General features: G+C 40.1%; 20 protein-coding genes. 10 read left to right on the forward strand and 10 right to left on the reverse strand.

Translation table 11 applies throughout. The annotated features are described in order from the left end of the window. Positions 1 to 20 precede the first annotated feature (20 nt). Positions 21 to 1,187 carry a cupin domain-containing protein gene (locus HUK62_RS08215; protein ID WP_078425057.1) on the reverse strand — a complete coding sequence of 389 codons (1,167 nt, stop codon included), beginning with the start codon at positions 1,185 to 1,187 and terminating at the stop codon, positions 21 to 23. A 193-nt stretch (positions 1,188 to 1,380) separates the two neighbouring features. Here HUK62_RS08215 and HUK62_RS08220 point away from each other — a divergent pair, with 193 nt between their 5' ends. Next, a complete protein-coding gene (locus tag HUK62_RS08220; RefSeq protein ID WP_176537595.1) occupies positions 1,381 to 1,803 on the forward strand; it encodes a hypothetical protein in 423 nt (140 codons plus the stop codon). A gap of 115 nt (positions 1,804 to 1,918) precedes the next feature. Here the strand turns inward: HUK62_RS08220 and HUK62_RS08225 are convergent, their stop codons facing one another. Then, on the reverse strand, positions 1,919 to 2,512 hold the full coding sequence (locus tag HUK62_RS08225; protein ID WP_176537596.1) for a Maf family protein: 594 nt from the start codon (positions 2,510 to 2,512) through the stop codon (positions 1,919 to 1,921). Then, entirely contained in the window at positions 2,509 to 2,895 is a 387-nt protein-coding gene (locus HUK62_RS08230; RefSeq protein ID WP_004984725.1) for a DUF2237 domain-containing protein, read from the reverse strand. The genes HUK62_RS08225 and HUK62_RS08230 overlap by 4 nt, the downstream gene beginning before the upstream one ends. Positions 2,896 to 3,034: 139 nt before the next feature. On the opposite strand from HUK62_RS08230, the gene HUK62_RS08235 reads away from it, so the two are divergent. From HUK62_RS08235 to HUK62_RS08250, 4 genes are all read left to right on the forward strand, one after another. Next, positions 3,035 to 4,225 (forward strand): phosphoglycerate kinase, encoded by a 1,191-nt coding sequence (locus tag HUK62_RS08235; protein ID WP_058869696.1) that lies wholly within the window; start codon positions 3,035 to 3,037, stop codon positions 4,223 to 4,225. Between the two features lie 149 nt (positions 4,226 to 4,374). Next, positions 4,375 to 4,650: a hypothetical protein gene (locus HUK62_RS08240; RefSeq protein ID WP_126036722.1), complete on the forward strand. Its 276-nt coding sequence runs from the start codon at positions 4,375 to 4,377 to the stop codon at positions 4,648 to 4,650. 121 nt (positions 4,651 to 4,771) lie between these two features. Next, on the forward strand, positions 4,772 to 5,809 hold the full coding sequence (fba, locus tag HUK62_RS08245) for a class II fructose-bisphosphate aldolase (protein ID WP_004984718.1): 1,038 nt from the start codon (positions 4,772 to 4,774) through the stop codon (positions 5,807 to 5,809). Positions 5,810 to 5,902: 93 nt separating this feature from the next. Beyond that, positions 5,903 to 6,760, forward strand: a complete 858-nt coding sequence (locus tag HUK62_RS08250) for a DMT family transporter (protein ID WP_176537597.1) — start codon at positions 5,903 to 5,905, stop codon at positions 6,758 to 6,760. Here HUK62_RS08250 and HUK62_RS19020 read toward each other — a convergent pair. Both HUK62_RS19020 and nfsB read right to left on the reverse strand, forming a co-directional pair. Further along, positions 6,720 to 6,953: a hypothetical protein gene (locus tag HUK62_RS19020; protein ID WP_227556809.1), complete on the reverse strand. Its 234-nt coding sequence runs from the start codon at positions 6,951 to 6,953 to the stop codon at positions 6,720 to 6,722. The genes HUK62_RS08250 and HUK62_RS19020 overlap by 41 nt on opposite strands. Positions 6,954 to 7,053: 100 nt before the next feature. After that, on the reverse strand, positions 7,054 to 7,707 hold the full coding sequence (gene nfsB, locus HUK62_RS08255; RefSeq protein ID WP_176537598.1) for an oxygen-insensitive NAD(P)H nitroreductase: 654 nt from the start codon (positions 7,705 to 7,707) through the stop codon (positions 7,054 to 7,056). Positions 7,708 to 8,007: 300 nt separating this feature from the next. Between nfsB and HUK62_RS08260 the strand changes: the two genes are divergently transcribed. Further along, complete coding sequence (locus HUK62_RS08260; RefSeq protein WP_004696964.1) at positions 8,008 to 8,241, forward strand: hypothetical protein; 234 nt, start codon at positions 8,008 to 8,010, stop codon at positions 8,239 to 8,241. A gap of 252 nt (positions 8,242 to 8,493) precedes the next feature. Further along, a complete protein-coding gene (locus HUK62_RS08265; protein WP_176537599.1) occupies positions 8,494 to 8,721 on the forward strand; it encodes a transposase in 228 nt (75 codons plus the stop codon). A gap of 61 nt (positions 8,722 to 8,782) precedes the next feature. Here the strand turns inward: HUK62_RS08265 and HUK62_RS08270 are convergent, their stop codons facing one another. Then, positions 8,783 to 9,502, reverse strand: a complete 720-nt coding sequence (locus tag HUK62_RS08270) for a UDP-2,3-diacylglucosamine diphosphatase (protein ID WP_176537600.1) — start codon at positions 9,500 to 9,502, stop codon at positions 8,783 to 8,785. 118 nt (positions 9,503 to 9,620) lie between these two features. Beyond that, entirely contained in the window at positions 9,621 to 10,130 is a 510-nt protein-coding gene (locus HUK62_RS08275; protein WP_004696971.1) for a peptidylprolyl isomerase, read from the reverse strand. Positions 10,131 to 10,365: 235 nt separating this feature from the next. On the opposite strand from HUK62_RS08275, the gene HUK62_RS08280 reads away from it, so the two are divergent. From HUK62_RS08280 to HUK62_RS08290, 3 genes are all read left to right on the forward strand, one after another. Next, positions 10,366 to 12,084: a glutamine--tRNA ligase/YqeY domain fusion protein gene (locus tag HUK62_RS08280; protein WP_176537601.1), complete on the forward strand. Its 1,719-nt coding sequence runs from the start codon at positions 10,366 to 10,368 to the stop codon at positions 12,082 to 12,084. An 80-nt stretch (positions 12,085 to 12,164) separates the two neighbouring features. Beyond that, a complete protein-coding gene (locus tag HUK62_RS08285) occupies positions 12,165 to 13,076 on the forward strand; it encodes a bestrophin family protein (RefSeq protein ID WP_176537602.1) in 912 nt (303 codons plus the stop codon). Positions 13,077 to 13,195: 119 nt separating this feature from the next. Continuing rightward, complete coding sequence (locus HUK62_RS08290) at positions 13,196 to 13,657, forward strand: SRPBCC domain-containing protein (protein WP_004696977.1); 462 nt, start codon at positions 13,196 to 13,198, stop codon at positions 13,655 to 13,657. Here the strand turns inward: HUK62_RS08290 and HUK62_RS08295 are convergent. The 3 genes from HUK62_RS08295 to HUK62_RS08305 all read right to left on the reverse strand — a co-directional run bounded on the left by HUK62_RS08295 (position 13,651) and on the right by HUK62_RS08305 (position 15,073). Beyond that, positions 13,651 to 14,190 carry a lecithin retinol acyltransferase family protein gene (locus HUK62_RS08295; RefSeq protein ID WP_078426565.1) on the reverse strand — a complete coding sequence of 180 codons (540 nt, stop codon included), beginning with the start codon at positions 14,188 to 14,190 and terminating at the stop codon, positions 13,651 to 13,653. The genes HUK62_RS08290 and HUK62_RS08295 overlap by 7 nt on opposite strands. A gap of 201 nt (positions 14,191 to 14,391) precedes the next feature. After that, positions 14,392 to 14,640, reverse strand: coding sequence for a hypothetical protein (locus HUK62_RS08300; RefSeq protein WP_004696981.1), 249 nt, complete (start codon positions 14,638 to 14,640; stop codon positions 14,392 to 14,394). Between the two features lie 208 nt (positions 14,641 to 14,848). Next, positions 14,849 to 15,073, reverse strand: coding sequence for a hypothetical protein (locus HUK62_RS08305; protein ID WP_176537603.1), 225 nt, complete (start codon positions 15,071 to 15,073; stop codon positions 14,849 to 14,851). Positions 15,074 to 15,302 lie beyond the last annotated feature (229 nt).

Here is a 15,302-nt window from a genome sequence, read left to right on the forward strand (position 1 = left end):
TTCCTCAGCACTTGGTTTGCTTAAGCTTCGTCAGGTGGGAGTAGCATTAAGACGGATTCGTTCATCAGCATTGCAATGTCTTCTAGAATATCGGCATCATATAAGCTTTCATCAAGTAACAGTGCTTCACCATCTGCTAAATTCTTGAGTAATGGTGCAAATTGCTCCGAAATGCATAGCCCTTCACCATTTGCCCAAAATAAGAATTCATCTTCATCGTGAGTATAAAGTAGGCGAGAAGCGGGTTCTAAGATCAGCTGATAGCCTTGGTCTAAAATACCTTCTAAATCTCCTGTGCCAATTTCTTCAGCTTCAGGAATATTTTCAGGGTATTTCGGCTCTGATATCAAGGTCATAATAGCATCTTCAAGCAAAGTTGAATTTTGTAGCTGAGCCAAAATTTCTGCTTTTAAATAATCCAATTCGTTTTGTGTTAATTGACCGATCGGGCTTTGTTGATCACGGACAATATCGAGCAAAGGATTACGCAGCAGAGCGTTATCAGATAGTTTATCGCCTACACGGTCTACCATGTCGGTGACGTTTGGCATACGGAAGCCAAAAGAGAAGGTCAGGCAGTCATCTTCAGCTACACCAAAATGTGATAAACTTGGTGGTACATAAAGTAGATCACCTGGTGCTAATACTTCGTCAAAATGTACGTCAATTTCAGGTAGTAATTTTAAAGGTTGGCCTGCAACAATCTCAGATTCAGCATCGCACATTTGACCCAATTGCCAACGACGGTGTCCATAACCTTGAACTAAAAAGACATCGTAAAAGTCAAAATGCTTTCCGACAGAGCCACCTTTAGGCGCATAAGACACCATGATGTCATCACGGCGCCACTGCGGAATAAAAGGAAATTTTTTCCACAGTGCTGCTAAGTCAAAAGAGTAGTGATCTACGGCTTGAACCAATAAAGTCCAGAGTTTTGGCATCTTTTGGAAATCAGCTTTTAACAGCGGTGAAGACTTTACCGACCACTGATTTGGGTCACGGTCTTTTTGTTTGATGAGACGAGCTGTGACATTTTCATCTAAAGCCAGTTCCATAATATCGCTAGGTTCTAAAATATTGATAATTTCAGGCAGCGCGTTGCGGACCAATAATGGCTTTTTTTGCCAATATTCGGCAAGGAATTGTTCAGCTGTAATACCGCCAAGAACATCAAGAGATTGGGACATGAAAATAGCCTAAGCAAATTTAAAACAATATTGTGACTATTGTCTTATGATCGAAGGCCTATGCGCAAGTATCGTTAGATTTATTTAAATGCGCTTGGTTGATTTAAATAAATTAAGTTTGTCTGAGTCGTTATGATTGCAGGCATCAAAATTTTTACAGCATAATAGGTCTAAAATATAGTGAAGAAAAATAATGTTAAGTAAAGAAGATGCCGAGAAAATGGCGAATGAGATATTGCAAAAAGAAAGAGAGAAAAGTCAGTCCAAATTAGCGGAAAAATCATCCTCAATCGATAGGATATATAAAACAAAAAATTTGGCTAAGGTGCCCCAATATCAGCATATCTTACTTTTTAGACAAGCCAAAAGTCTTGCTGAAGATCATCCGCTATATAATAAAATGTGGTATGGCTATTTGGTATTGGCATTGTTATTTGTCAAATATCTCTTTAGACAGAGGGAAAGTGTGAGTAGCTTTGACCCTAATAATATTGGTCTATTTTCATTTCTTATTCTTTTTATGCTGATGACGCTATACCGTAGTTTATTAATTCGAATGTACTTTAAACGACTCATACAAGCTTATCTCTCAGTAAATTTGTCTAAAAAGCTTTGAGCGATTGGCTATATATTTTATTCATGCTGTTGTTACATTTAATGCTCAAAATTGAACAGCAACATCTGCTGCTGTTCAATTTATTGAGGAATCAACTAAAAATACTTCTACATAATTATGGCACAAGCACTTTTAATTCACGCAGAATATGACACAACTGAATCATAGGCATACCCATCAATGTAGTTTGATCTTGTCCTATCATTTGTTCAAATAAGCTGATACCAAGACTTTCACACTTGAAGCTTCCAGCACACATCAGTGGCTGTTCAACGTCAACATAACGCTGAATTTCAGGCAGTCCCAGTTTACGGAATTTGACTTTATAGTGTTCAACTAGACTACGTTCAAATCCAGTTGAGTGTTGCTGCACGCTGAGTGCGGTACTGAAGTACACAATTTTGTCCGAATTGGCCTGTAGCTGTTTAATGGCTTTTTCAGTACTCAATGGCTTACCAATAAAAATATCGGGTGCACCTTCACGCCATGCCACTTGATCTGAACCAATTACGATTGCTTCAGGGTTCTGTGACGCAATGACATGCGCTTTTTCAAAAGCCAGTCGTTTGGCTAAATCATCGGCATGGCTTTCACCGCGAGGCGATTCGTCTATATCAGGCACAACGCAGCGGTACTCTAGACGTAAACGATTCATGAGGTCTTTACGAGTTTGACTGCTTGATGCCAAGATGATTTCTGAAGTATTCATTCGACTGCATATTCCATAAGCACATTCAGCGGTACATAGGAGAGTACAGCTTGATGGCAAGCTTGAACTTTAACAGGAGGCGCAAAACCGGCCTGATATGCTTCTACCCAACGGGTCACACAGATACACCAAAAATCGCCAGGTTGTAGACCTGGAAAGTCAACTTCAGGTACGGGGGTAATGAGATCATTACCCACTCGCTGAGAAAAATTTAAAAACTCAGAGGTCATTTCGACACAGATCGTGTGTTGTCCCAAATCAGAAGGTGCTGTATGACAAAAACCATTACGGAAATATCCCGTGATCGGGGAATAACAACAGCTGGCTAAAGGTTCACCCAAAACGTTTAAACGGTTTAGATTTGGATCAGGATGAATAGACATAAATGCTAAATCTAGTGAGACTTTTTACTATGATAGCAAAACTTTGCCTTTCGTTTGCTTTTCTGCAAAAGAAGCTAACCTTTTTCTGCATAATCATTTAAAATCGACGCGATTTTTATATATAGAAAGAGAGCTCTACATGAATTTTCAGCGTATGACTGACCTCGATTTAACGGGTAAACGTGTTCTTATTCGCGAAGATTTAAACGTTCCTGTTAAAAATGGTGTGATTACAAGCGATGCACGTTTACGTGCCGCTTTACCAACAATTAAAGCAGCGTTAGCACAAGGCGCAGCACTAATGGTTTATTCTCACCTTGGTCGTCCAGTTGAAGGTGAGCCAAAACCAGAACAATCATTAGCGCCTGTTGCTGCGTATTTGACTGAAGCATTGGGTCAAGACGTTCAATTAGTGACGGATTACCTTGATGGTGTTGAAGTTGCAGCAGGTCAAGTGGTACTCCTTGAAAACTGCCGTTTTAACGCGGGTGAAAAGAAAAACAATCCAGAACTTGCTGCAAAATATGCAGCACTATGCGATGTATTTGTGATGGATGCATTCGGTACAGCGCACCGTGCAGAAGCATCAACTGAAGGTGTGGCACGTTTAGCGAAAGTTGCGGCGGCTGGTCCTTTATTGGCGGCTGAGTTAGATGCACTTGGCCGTGCATTACAAACGCCTGAAAAACCAATGGTTGCTATTGTTGCGGGTTCTAAAGTATCGACTAAGTTAGATGTGTTGACATCACTTTCTGATATTTGCGATCAATTGATCGTGGGTGGTGGTATTGCCAATACGTTCTTGGCTGCAGCAGGCTTCAATGTAGGTAAATCATTGTGTGAAAATGATTTGATCGATACGGCAAAGGCAATTGCGGCAAAAGTTTCTGTGCCGCTTCCAACGGATGTTGTAGTAGCTGATGCTTCTGAAATCGATTTTGCAGACTTCTTAGGTTCATTGGCTGCTGCTAAAGCAGTCGTGAAGAAAGTTGAAGATGTGACTGACAATGACATGATCTTGGATGTAGGTCCAGAAACAGCAAAAGCATTTGCAGACATTCTAAAAACGTCAAAAACGATTCTTTGGAATGGCCCAGTGGGCGTATTTGAAGTTGATCAATTCGGCGAAGGCACAAAAACTTTATCTTTAGCGATTGCTGAATCTGCTGGCTTCTCTATTGCAGGTGGTGGTGACACTTTAGCTGCGATTGATAAATACGAAGTTGCTGACAAAATCGGTTATATCTCAACTGGTGGTGGTGCATTCCTTGAATTTGTCGAAGGCAAAACACTTCCTGCAGTTGCAGCGCTGATAGAGCGTGCACAATAATTATTGTGTGCTCATGCTGTTGTAAAAAGGTTGACTTCGGTCAACCTTTTTTTATGGGATTAACAAATCTATTCATCATTCAGTCATGAAAATGAAATAATGCTGAAATAAACTACAGGGCATTAAATCATCTGTTCTAGGAAAACATTATGAATTTAAAAATGACCCTTGCTGCACTTTTGTTAGCACCATTGGCACTGACTGCTTGTAAGAAAAATGAAGCACCAGAGCAAACCGCTGCGGCATCTGAAACAGCAGCAGTTGAAGAAGCTGTAACGGCTGAACAACAAGCGGCAATTGATGCGATTGATCAGCCAGAATTGGATGAAAAGAACAAAGACATTCCTGCTGAAGTTGCAAATGCACCTGCAGATGCTGCAACTGCGGATACTGCGGTAGAGGCTTCGGCAGCTACAGCACACTAAATACACGCGAATTTCGTAAAAAGTCCCTGCAATTGCGGGGCTTTTTTTTAAATAGTGTTATTTGTTGCTGAATTGAAACCTTTGAGCATGTAGAATATGTCGCATCAACTGGGAGGACATTATGGCTCTTATTTCATTGCGCCAGCTCTTGGATCACGCCGGCGAACATGCTTACGGCGTACCAGCATTCAACGTAAACAACTTAGAACAAATGCGCGCAATCATGCTTGCAGCAGATGCGACAAATTCACCTGTTATCGTACAAGCATCAGCGGGTGCGCGTAAATATGCAGGTGCTCCATTCTTACGTCATCTTATTTTGGCTGCAATTGAAGAATGGCCACACATTCCAGTGGTAATGCATCAAGACCATGGTACAGATCCAGACGTTTGCCAGCGTTCAATTCAATTGGGCTTCTCATCTGTGATGATGGATGGTTCATTGGGTGCAGACGGTAAAACACCAACAACGTATGAATACAACGTTGATGTAACTCGTCGTACAGTACAAATGGCGCATGCATGCGGTGTTTCAGTTGAAGGTGAAATCGGTTGTTTAGGTAGCCTTGAAACGGGTATGGCGGGTGAAGAAGATGGTGTAGGCGCTGAAGGTGTTCTTGACCATTCTCAACTTTTAACTTCTGTTGAAGAAGCACGTCAGTTCGTTGCAGATACTAATGTAGATGCGCTTGCAATTGCAGTGGGTACTTCTCACGGTGCATACAAGTTCACGCGTCCACCTACAGGCGATATTTTGGCAATTGACCGCATTAAAGAAATTCATGCGGCTCTTCCAAATACCCACCTTGTCATGCATGGTTCAAGCTCTGTACCACAAGAATGGTTAGCGATCATTAACCAGTACGGCGGCGACATCAAAGAAACTTATGGTGTTCCTGTTGAGCAATTGGTTGAAGCAATTAAGCACGGTGTTCGTAAAATCAACATCGATACAGACTTGCGTTTAGCATCGACTGGTGCAATGCGTCGTATGATGGCTGAACAACCAAGCGAATTTGACCCACGTAAATTCTTCGCGAAAACTGTAGATGCAATGAAACAAATTTGTGTTGACCGTTATGAAGCATTTGGTACTGCGGGTAATGCCGATAAGATTCGTCCAATTTCTTTAGAGAAAATGGTTGATCGTTATAAATAATTCTTTTTGAATCATTTATATTGGAAAAGCCCACCCTGATGTGGGCTTTTCTATGTGTGTTTATATTCGAGGCGACAATAATAAGAGTGTGCTATGGAACTGATATTTGCTGCGGCCTGTTGCAGTGTGGTGGTCTCCATTCTTTTAAAATGGGGCAAAAACAAAGGATTTGATCCGATCCAGATGATCAGCTGGAACTATGCTTCAGCCAGTTTGCTTTGTTACTTCTGGTTTAAACCTGATCTAAGCCACGTTTCTATTTCAAATACCCCTTGGTGGCTAATTGTCGCGCTTGGTGTTTTGTTGCCGAGTGTATTTTTATTTTTAGCTAAATCTTTACAATATGCAGGCATTGTCAAAACAGAAATTGCACAGCGTTTGTCGGTGATTTTATCTTTATTGGCGGCTTATTTTATTTTTCAAGAACAGTTTAATCAGCTCAAAATTGTCGGGGTAGTCTTGGGGCTTGCCGCCGTGATGTGCATTTTATTTACCAATGCCTCTGGTGGTGGAGAAGGTCAAAAACAGGCCGTGTTGTATCTAGCACTAGTCTGGTTTGGTTATGCGCTGATTGATGTCTTACTCAAATATACAACAGGGCTGGGTGTGCAGTTTTCTGTTGCGTTAAACCTGATGTTTATTTGTGCGTTTTTATTGTCAGTCGGTTATGTTGCCGTGACTACGAAAAATATCGGCTTAACTAAGAACGTCATGGCAGGTTTATGTCTTGGCGTGATGAACTTTGCCAATATCGCATTGTATGTCAAAGCTCATTTGCTGCTCAAGGACAGCCCAGCGGTGGTTTTTGCGGGCATGAATATTATGGTGGTGTTGTTAGGTGTATTCAGCGGACTGCTTTTCTTTAAAGAAAAGCTCAAACTCGCAACAGCCATTGGATTGGTGTTGGGTATCACAAGCGTGGCTTGTTTAGCTTATGCAATGTCTGTTTAAAATAGTTCTGCACAAAGGAAAAAGGGTGTTTGAGCAGATCTTCAATTACTGCAATTCCTAATAACAGCCCTGGTTGCTCACAACTGGGGCAATCGGGATAGTGAGGGCGCATGATATGTTGATACTGACCTAAATAGATTTTATTGCAATGTGCACATTCAAATTTCATCGGCATATTGGGCTTAACAGACATCAGCAACCTCACTATTTTTGTTTTGACATTGAACATGATAAAGCAATTTTCAGGCCCAAAATATAAAAGGGACTGAAGTCCCTTTTATATACAAATAGCATTACAGTTGCGTGAAAATATCTTCTTTATTTAGGCGAGACTTTGGCAGTTTTGCATTGAAGTCGGCGTCACTACGATATCCTAGTGTGAGCAATACAGAAGGGATTAGACCTTGTTCGGCTAAACCTAGCTCTTCACTAATAATAGATTCATCAAAACCACCAATTGGCGTCGCATCAATTTTTTCAATACCCGCAGCCAATAGAATCTGACCTAAAGCAATAAAGGTTTGGTTTTCGGCCCAACGCTGCACATCACCTTTTTCATTGCGGTAATAGTTGACATAACTTGAACGACTGTCTTTTTGGCCTTGCTTAGCGGCATCATCTTTAAAACGACCATGTAGGTCATCTTGATGCAATAAATTTTCCAAATGTTGCTCAGAAATATCGGCTTTGGTACAAAATAAAATTGTATGTGATGAATCTAGTACTTTGGGAGCATTGTATGCGTATTTACCCACCAGTGCTTTTGCAATCCGCTCTTTGGCGTTTGTGTTTTCTGCAATGAAAAAATGCCAAGGTTGGATGTTTATAGACGATGGCGTTAAGCGGAGAATTTCTAATAATCGAGTAAACTGTTCATGAGGGATCTTTCTATTTGGGTCATAAGCTTTGGTGGTATAACGACTTTTTGAAATATTTAGTAGATCCATAATCGCACTCGATTTATTGTTGATGTCTCATTCTAACCGATGAAAGGAGACTTGTGATCACGCTACAACTCGAACAGACTTAGATTTTAGTTGAAAAAGGCATAGAGATTTAGTTCGTTATCATTATTGAATAACGAGTGTGCCACTCAATTTCTACGGGGGGAGGCAGTTAGTATGTAATCAAAGCTGGATGTAAGTTAATCGTTTTGTCTTTATGTGACATTGAGATAGTAATTGTGTTGCAATCAAATTTATAAAGTGGTTGAATTACTTCTTTAAAATAATGAACATACTGTATAAATGTTTGATCTAGAACCTAAAAATATCAAAGCTAAAATCCGACAACAGTCTTTAACGAAAGTTTTTACGGTGTTGATTTTTGGTTTGAGTATTTTAATTATTGTGTCGGAATATCAAAAATATAGTGAATGGAATTTTAAGTTTCTAGTGATTGCTGTGGCTGTCATGGTTTGGAATTATAAGTTGGCTCGTGAAATTAAAAATTTAAAAGATCAAAATACCGATGTGCCTTAAACAAATCATTTTCTGGTTTATGCTAGTATTTACCCAAAGTGAGCTACTTTTGCTTAAATCTTGACAACCTAGTATAATGCAGACTACGAGTAGGTATTGTTCCTACTTTTCTATGATATAGCTGATTGTGATCTATCTGAGTTCAGGCATTTGGCTTGAATATCATCGTTGTAACTACAGAATTATTATTCAAAACCCGTTTTATTAATCTCTTTGTTCCATCACAAAAAGCTCACTTAGTGAGTTAAAATTTTGACAACTTTAGATACATGGCGTGTTGCTACAGCCGTAAATGGTAGTGAAATCAATGTAAAATTGGTGCCACTTAAACGTCAACAGAATACAAATCACGGTTTAATTTGGGTTGAAGTGGGGCATATGATTCAACTTGAATCTGGCGAAACTCTTCCAATGAACTTAGATGGTTTGAGTTTTTATACCGGTGTTAATCAATTGTACCGTCTAAATGAGTTGAATTAAGGCGGTAAGTACTTGAGTTAGCATTATGTATAATATTGATTGGTATAGTAAAAAAATGGCATTAATACTGCCATTTTTTTAATGCCAAATTTTGTAGATGACCATTCGCATTAATTTCTAAAATCTGAGCGGAATCTTCTTTCCAGTCACCGAGTACAATTCTCTTTTTCCCATCGATATCATGAATATTGGCACGATGGGTGTGTCCGTGAATCAGTAAATCCGCATTGCTTAATGCTGCTTGAACAGCATCTTGATTCACATCCATGACTTCATAGCTTTTAAACTGTTGCGCTTGACGGCTTTTTTTACGGAATCCATTGGCCAATTTTTGTCTAAAGCCAAGCGGCGTACTTTTTAAAAACTTCAGCAGAAGTGGATTTCGAATAATTTTACGAAAGCGCTGATAGGATACGTCGTCCGTGCAAAGTAGATCACCGTGTTCAATACGAATGGTGTGATCTGAAAGATTGAGTGTGCATACTTCGGCTAACAGTTGACCATTAAATTGGTCGAGGAACTGTTGTCCTAGGGCAAAATCACGGTTACCTGCTAAGAAATAGATGTGATTGCCTGCATTTGAAAACTGTTTTAAGGCGCGAATGATTTCATCTAGCCAAGGGGCTGTGTAGTCATCACCAATCCATGCATTGAACCAGTCGCCTAAAATATAGAGCTGGGTATTCTTGTTTTTATAAGCATCTAATAAATCTAAAAACCCCCGAACGAGTCGAGGGTGATCTGGTGACAAGTGTAAATCAGCGATAAACAAATAGGTCACGGAAGTTTCCTTTTAAAAATCCCTCCCGACCTCCCTTTAAAAAGGGAGGATAATCTCATATTCGAATGAGAGTCTAGCTCCCTCCTTTATCAAAGGAGGGCTGGGGAGGATTTAAAAATTACTCAGAAATGATCTTAGCAGATTCAATCACAACGTTTTCTAGTGGAACGTCAGCGTGGTAGCCACGGTTGCCAGTACGAACGCCTTTAATTTCGTTTACTACGTCTAGACCTTCAGTTACTTTACCGAAAACTGCATAACCCCAACCTTGTGCATTTTTGCCAGAGTGGTTAAGGAAAGAGTTGTTACCCACGTTAATAAAGAACTGAGCAGATGCAGAGTGAGGTGCTTGTGTACGCGCCATTGCAATTGTACCAAGGTCATTGGTTAAGCCGTTATCAGCTTCGTTTTCAATTGCATCACGTGTTGCTTTTTCTTTGAAGTTTTCATCCATACCACCACCTTGGATCATGAAACCATCGATCACGCGGTGGAAAATTACGCCGTCATAGAAACCGTCACGTACGTATTCTAAGAAGTTAGCAACAGTAATCGGTGCTTTTTCGTTGTTAAGTTCAAGAACAATACGACCTTTATTGGTGTTTAATTCGACTTGAGGAAAACTCATTGTGTAATCTCCTAATCATGGACATCAAAGCCATGGGTTTTTTGGTTGTGAGAAGCATAAGCAAACTGTAAACTACAAGGCAAGTAAAAACGTTATTTTCTTTGTAAAATAGATCAAATATCGTTTAAGGGGCTGTAAAATATTCATAAATCGACTGATAGATCAGTTAGAATTATGCTCGTATAGCAGGACCCTATTTTTCCTTAATTTTTTTCATCAAAGTGATTTTTAAACTATGAAGCCGAATGATGTTGTTTCAACACTGCCAAATAACCCGACACCAAGTAACAATGCCTCTGTCGCAGCGCAGCAAGAACAACAGCCAGGCTTAGACTTTGTGCGCCAAGTGATTACCGAAGATTTGGCCGAAGGACGTACGCAAAAAGTGGTCACACGTTTTCCACCAGAGCCGAATGGTTATTTACACATTGGTCACGTGAAAGCAATTTGCTTGAACTTTGGTATTGCCAACGAGTTTGATGGTTTTTGCAACCTACGTTTTGATGACACCAACCCAGATGCAGAAGAACAAGAATATGTAGATGGGATCGCCAATGACGTTAAATGGTTAGGTTTTGAGTGGAATGGCGAACCACGCTATGCGTCAAGCTATTTCGATCAACTCCATGCATGGGCGGTTCAACTGATTAAACAGGGTGATGCTTATGTTGATTTGCAGTCACCTGAAGAAATTCGTTTGAACCGTGGTAACTTTATTGAGCAGGGTAAAAACTCGCCTTACCGTGATACTTCAGTTGAAGAAAACCTTGCGCGTTTTGAAAAAATGAACAATGGCGAGTTTGCAGAAGGCGAAGCTGTTCTGCGTGCCAAAATTGATATGGCATCTCCAAATGTGCATATGCGTGATCCTATTTTGTACCGTGTACTCCATTCAGAGCATCACCAAACAGGTGATAAATGGAAAATGTACCCAATGTACGACTATGCGCATCCATTATCCGATGCAATCGAAGGCATTACTCACTCATTATGTACTTTGGAATTCCAAGATCACCGTCCGTTTTATGACTGGGTGGTTGAGAAAGTACACTCGGAAGCAGTACCACGTCAGTATGAATCTAGCCGTTTAAATATCGACTACACCATTACCTCTAAGCGTAAATTGCGTAAATTGGTTGAAGGTGGTTATGTCAATGGATGGGATGACCCACGTATGCCAACCGTTGTAGGTATGCGTCGTCGTGGTTTTACCCCAGAAGGCCTACGTGACTTCTGTAAGCGTGTTGGTGTTTCGAAGTCAGATGGTATTGTTGATGTTGCAATGCTTGAATACTGCATCCGTCAGTCATTGGAAAATATAGCTGCTCGTGGTATGGCAGTATTGAATCCACTCAAAGTCACACTCACCAACTTGCCTAACGATATGGATTTAACCCATTCACGTCATCCAAATGTAGACATGGGTGAGCGTGTGATTCCGTTAACCTCTGAAATTTACATTGACCGTAAAGACTTTGAAGAAGAACCACCAAAAGGCTTCAAGCGTTTAATTCCGGGTGGTGAAGTTCGTTTGCGCCATGCTTATGTCATTAAGTGTGATGAAGTGATTAAAGATGAAAACGGTGAAGTTGTTGAGTTGAAATGTTCAATCGACCCTGAAACTTTGGGCAAAAATCCAGAAGGGCGTAAAGTTAAAGGGGTGATTCACTGGGTATCTGCAAGCAAGGGCATTCCTGCTGAAGTGCGTATTTATGATCGCCTCTTTACAGAGTCGGACCCTGAAGTGGGTGATGATTTCTTAGCGAACTTGAATCCTGATTCGTTGAAAATTGTACGCGCGGTGATTGAGCCTGCATTAGCGCAAGCACAGCCTGAAGACCGTTTCCAATTTGAGCGTGAAGGTTATTTTGTTGCAGATCAATACGACCATACAGCAGAAAAACCTGTGTTTAACCGTATTTTAGACTTAAAAGACAGCTTTAAGCCTAAATAAGCGCTGTTTGCTTGATGTGGATATAGATTAAGGCTCAACTTCGGTTGAGCCTTTTCGTAGCAAACCAATAGGAATACACTGTGATTGTTCGAGATAAAACCAATAGCTTTGCATTACTCTTTGCTTGGCGTGGCACCATTTTACCGAAAGTGTTTCCAGCACTGATGGTCGGTGTTTTAATTTCAACTCTGTTGGTTTATCTAGCGACTCAACATTACGTGACTGCTCCTGCAGTGCCTGTCATTGGTTTTACTGTATTTGGTGTGATTCTTTCGATTTTCTTAAGCTTTCGAAATACAGCGTGTTATGACCGCTGGTGGGAAGGGCGTAAGCTATGGGGCGCAATGATTGCCAACGCACGGCATATGATTCGTGATAGTTATGTCTTAAATGATGCAGAGCGTACAGTTTTGATGTATCGCGTCATGTTATTTAGCCACTTGCTTCGAGATCGTTTACGGCAGCAAAGTCATACCTATGACCACTATCAAGCCAAAGTTCAACTGACAGCAGAGCAGTGGCAGGCATTGGCTACGCATATTAATCCACCACAATATCTATTAGAGCTTACGCAGAAAGATCTGGCGGCGTTGTATAAGCGTGGTGAGATTAGCGATATTATTTACAGTATGTTGACTAAACATACAGTGGCAATGGGGGATATTCACGCTGGTTGTGACCGTATTTCATCTACACCTTTGCCATTTTCTTATTCGGTTTTATTACACCGTGCCGTGTACTCTTTCTGTCTCATTTTACCTTTTAGTTTAAGTTCCAGTCTTGGTTTTTGGTCACCGGTAATCGTGGCCTTAATTGCCTATCTCTTATTGGGTTTAGATGCGCTAAGTGCAGAGTTAGAAGAACCCTTCGGACTTCAAGAAAACGACTTGCCTTTAGATGCTATTGTGCGGGGCATAGAGCGCGAAATGCTCAGTTCTTTAAATGAATCTTTGCCAGAACCAGTGAGCGCACATAGAGCTAATTTAAGTTAAAGCAGTGAACAAATCCATAACAGAAAATCAGCAGATTGCCTGAGCCATAACAAATTTTCGATATGATTGGTTTATTGAGATGTGCTATCACTAAGTTTAAAAGTGATAGGGATATAACAATGACTACCGTGATCGAAACTCAGATGTTGATTCGGCGTTCTGTCAATATTGTGTTCAACGCTTTTGTTGATCCACTCATAACCACCAAGTTTTGGTTTAGTCAGTCTTCGGGCTATTTAGAAAAAGGCGCAATGGTCGATTGGACATGGGATAAATACCAAATTACGCACTCGACTCATGTCCTACAAGTCGTTGAAAATGAGCTGATCTGCATCGAATGGGGCACGCCTAAAACTAAAGTTGATTTTGTATTTGAAAAAATCGACAGCATGAATACCTATGTGATTATTCGAAACTATGACATTGAGTTACAAGGTAATGAGCTGATTCATTATGTGATGGATGCAACAGGTGGCTTTACTACAGTGTTAGATGGTGCCAAGGCATGGCTTGAATACGATATCCAGCTCAACTTAGTTGAAGATAAATTTCCGCCTTTTCAATTACGTTCACATCAGTGATCTTTTTTAGAGCGCTCTTCTTTAAACTCAAAATAGTTGCCGAGCTGCTGTTTGGCCTTATCACGTAATTTCTTTTTGATATAAAGCACCAAGGCAAAACAGGTGGTGGTGAGCGTTAACATTAGGCTGTTCATAAAACTCATCATAGAGCTGACATAGCCAATGGTAGTGAGTCGGTTCATCATTTTGATGACTTGTGGGCTACTTTCAACGCCTGTAATGGCCCACGTGCATAAGTGTTCACAGTTATTAATAATAAGATGGTAGTTGTTTTCATGCATGCGTGAGCGCATACGGCGAACCACTTTACGGCCTTTATATTTGGGGTCTTGGTACTGATTGACTGTAATTTTGCGTCCGTGGCTAAAGTTCTCGATGGAGGTTATTTCAATCGGATGCTTTTTAAAAAGATGTGCAAAACCTGAATAATGAATCACACGTCCACGCCCCGCATATATGCCGTGATGCGTATAGCCAAAATGTTTGACTATGAGATGAGCCCCCAAGGGGTAGTGGACTTTTTGTTGTTGCATGCCTAATACGTGCTAATTCATTACAGTTGTCTTTTATCTGTATTTTAAAGCTTCTGCTGGGAATAATCGACTGTTTAGTGGGTTTCGGTTATTTGAGTTTACGATGATAGAAATAAAAGGGACCGATTGGAAAGGAGTATCTAGCTTTTGTGATCGCATTAAAAGAGGATGCAAGCATCCTCTTTTAAGATGAAGTAGTATTTATTGATCCACTAGACCTAAAAGTGAGTTTTGGGTACTGCACATGCGTGTTGCTTCTTCAGTGTTCATCGCTTTCACGTCTTCTTCAAATTTCTTTTTTTGTTCTTTGAGTTGTTCTTCAGGTAAACCCATCTGCTCGGCAAGTTTTTCCATTTTTTCCCAAGACTCAACACAAGCTTTCGGCATCTTGCTACATGCTGTTAAAGATAAAAGGGTAATACATGTGCTGATTATGAGTAGTTTTTTCATTGCTTAAACCTTTAATTTTCAAACATTATTGATTTTTATATTGAGCCTGTAAGGTAACAAAAAAATTAGACTTTGTATAATATTTAAACGTGCAAAGTGTACTATGTTTCACATGCTTTGGTTTTTTTATAGGCAGAGTGATGTACAGCCATTAAAAAAGGCACTTAGATTGATCTAAGTGCCTTTTGATGAATATTCAGTGACTCTACTACTGTAGAGGTCGATGCTGAAGTTCATTTAACTCCTTACGGCCATAGCCACGAGAAGCTAATACCTTTTTAATCCCAACAATCACGTCTTCATCGGTCGCTGTTTTAAGCTTTTCGATGAGCTGTTCATTGGTTTTACGAGAGCAGTCATTTTCAACACAAGCAATTTGATTTTTATGCTCGTTTTGCTGTTCATTTGAAAACAGCTTTTGCCAAAAACTCATATAGACTTCATTTACAACCTAACATAGGGTGAAATATAACCAATCTGTAAAATAATGCAAGTCAGCGTGAGAGATAAAAGCAGCGATCGATGTCGAAAAATTCCGATTATAGCGCAAGGTATTAACGTTATTATGACAGTTGAAATACTTGCATTTTATATAAGCTTATCTTTTTTCATGAAAATTAAAAAAGAAGCTCATTCAAGCTTCTTTTTTATACGGTTTAAGT

Origin of the sequence: Acinetobacter sp. NEB 394, assembly GCF_013374795.1 — a bacterium.
In the GTDB taxonomy this organism is placed as follows: domain Bacteria; phylum Pseudomonadota; class Gammaproteobacteria; order Pseudomonadales; family Moraxellaceae; genus Acinetobacter; species Acinetobacter johnsonii.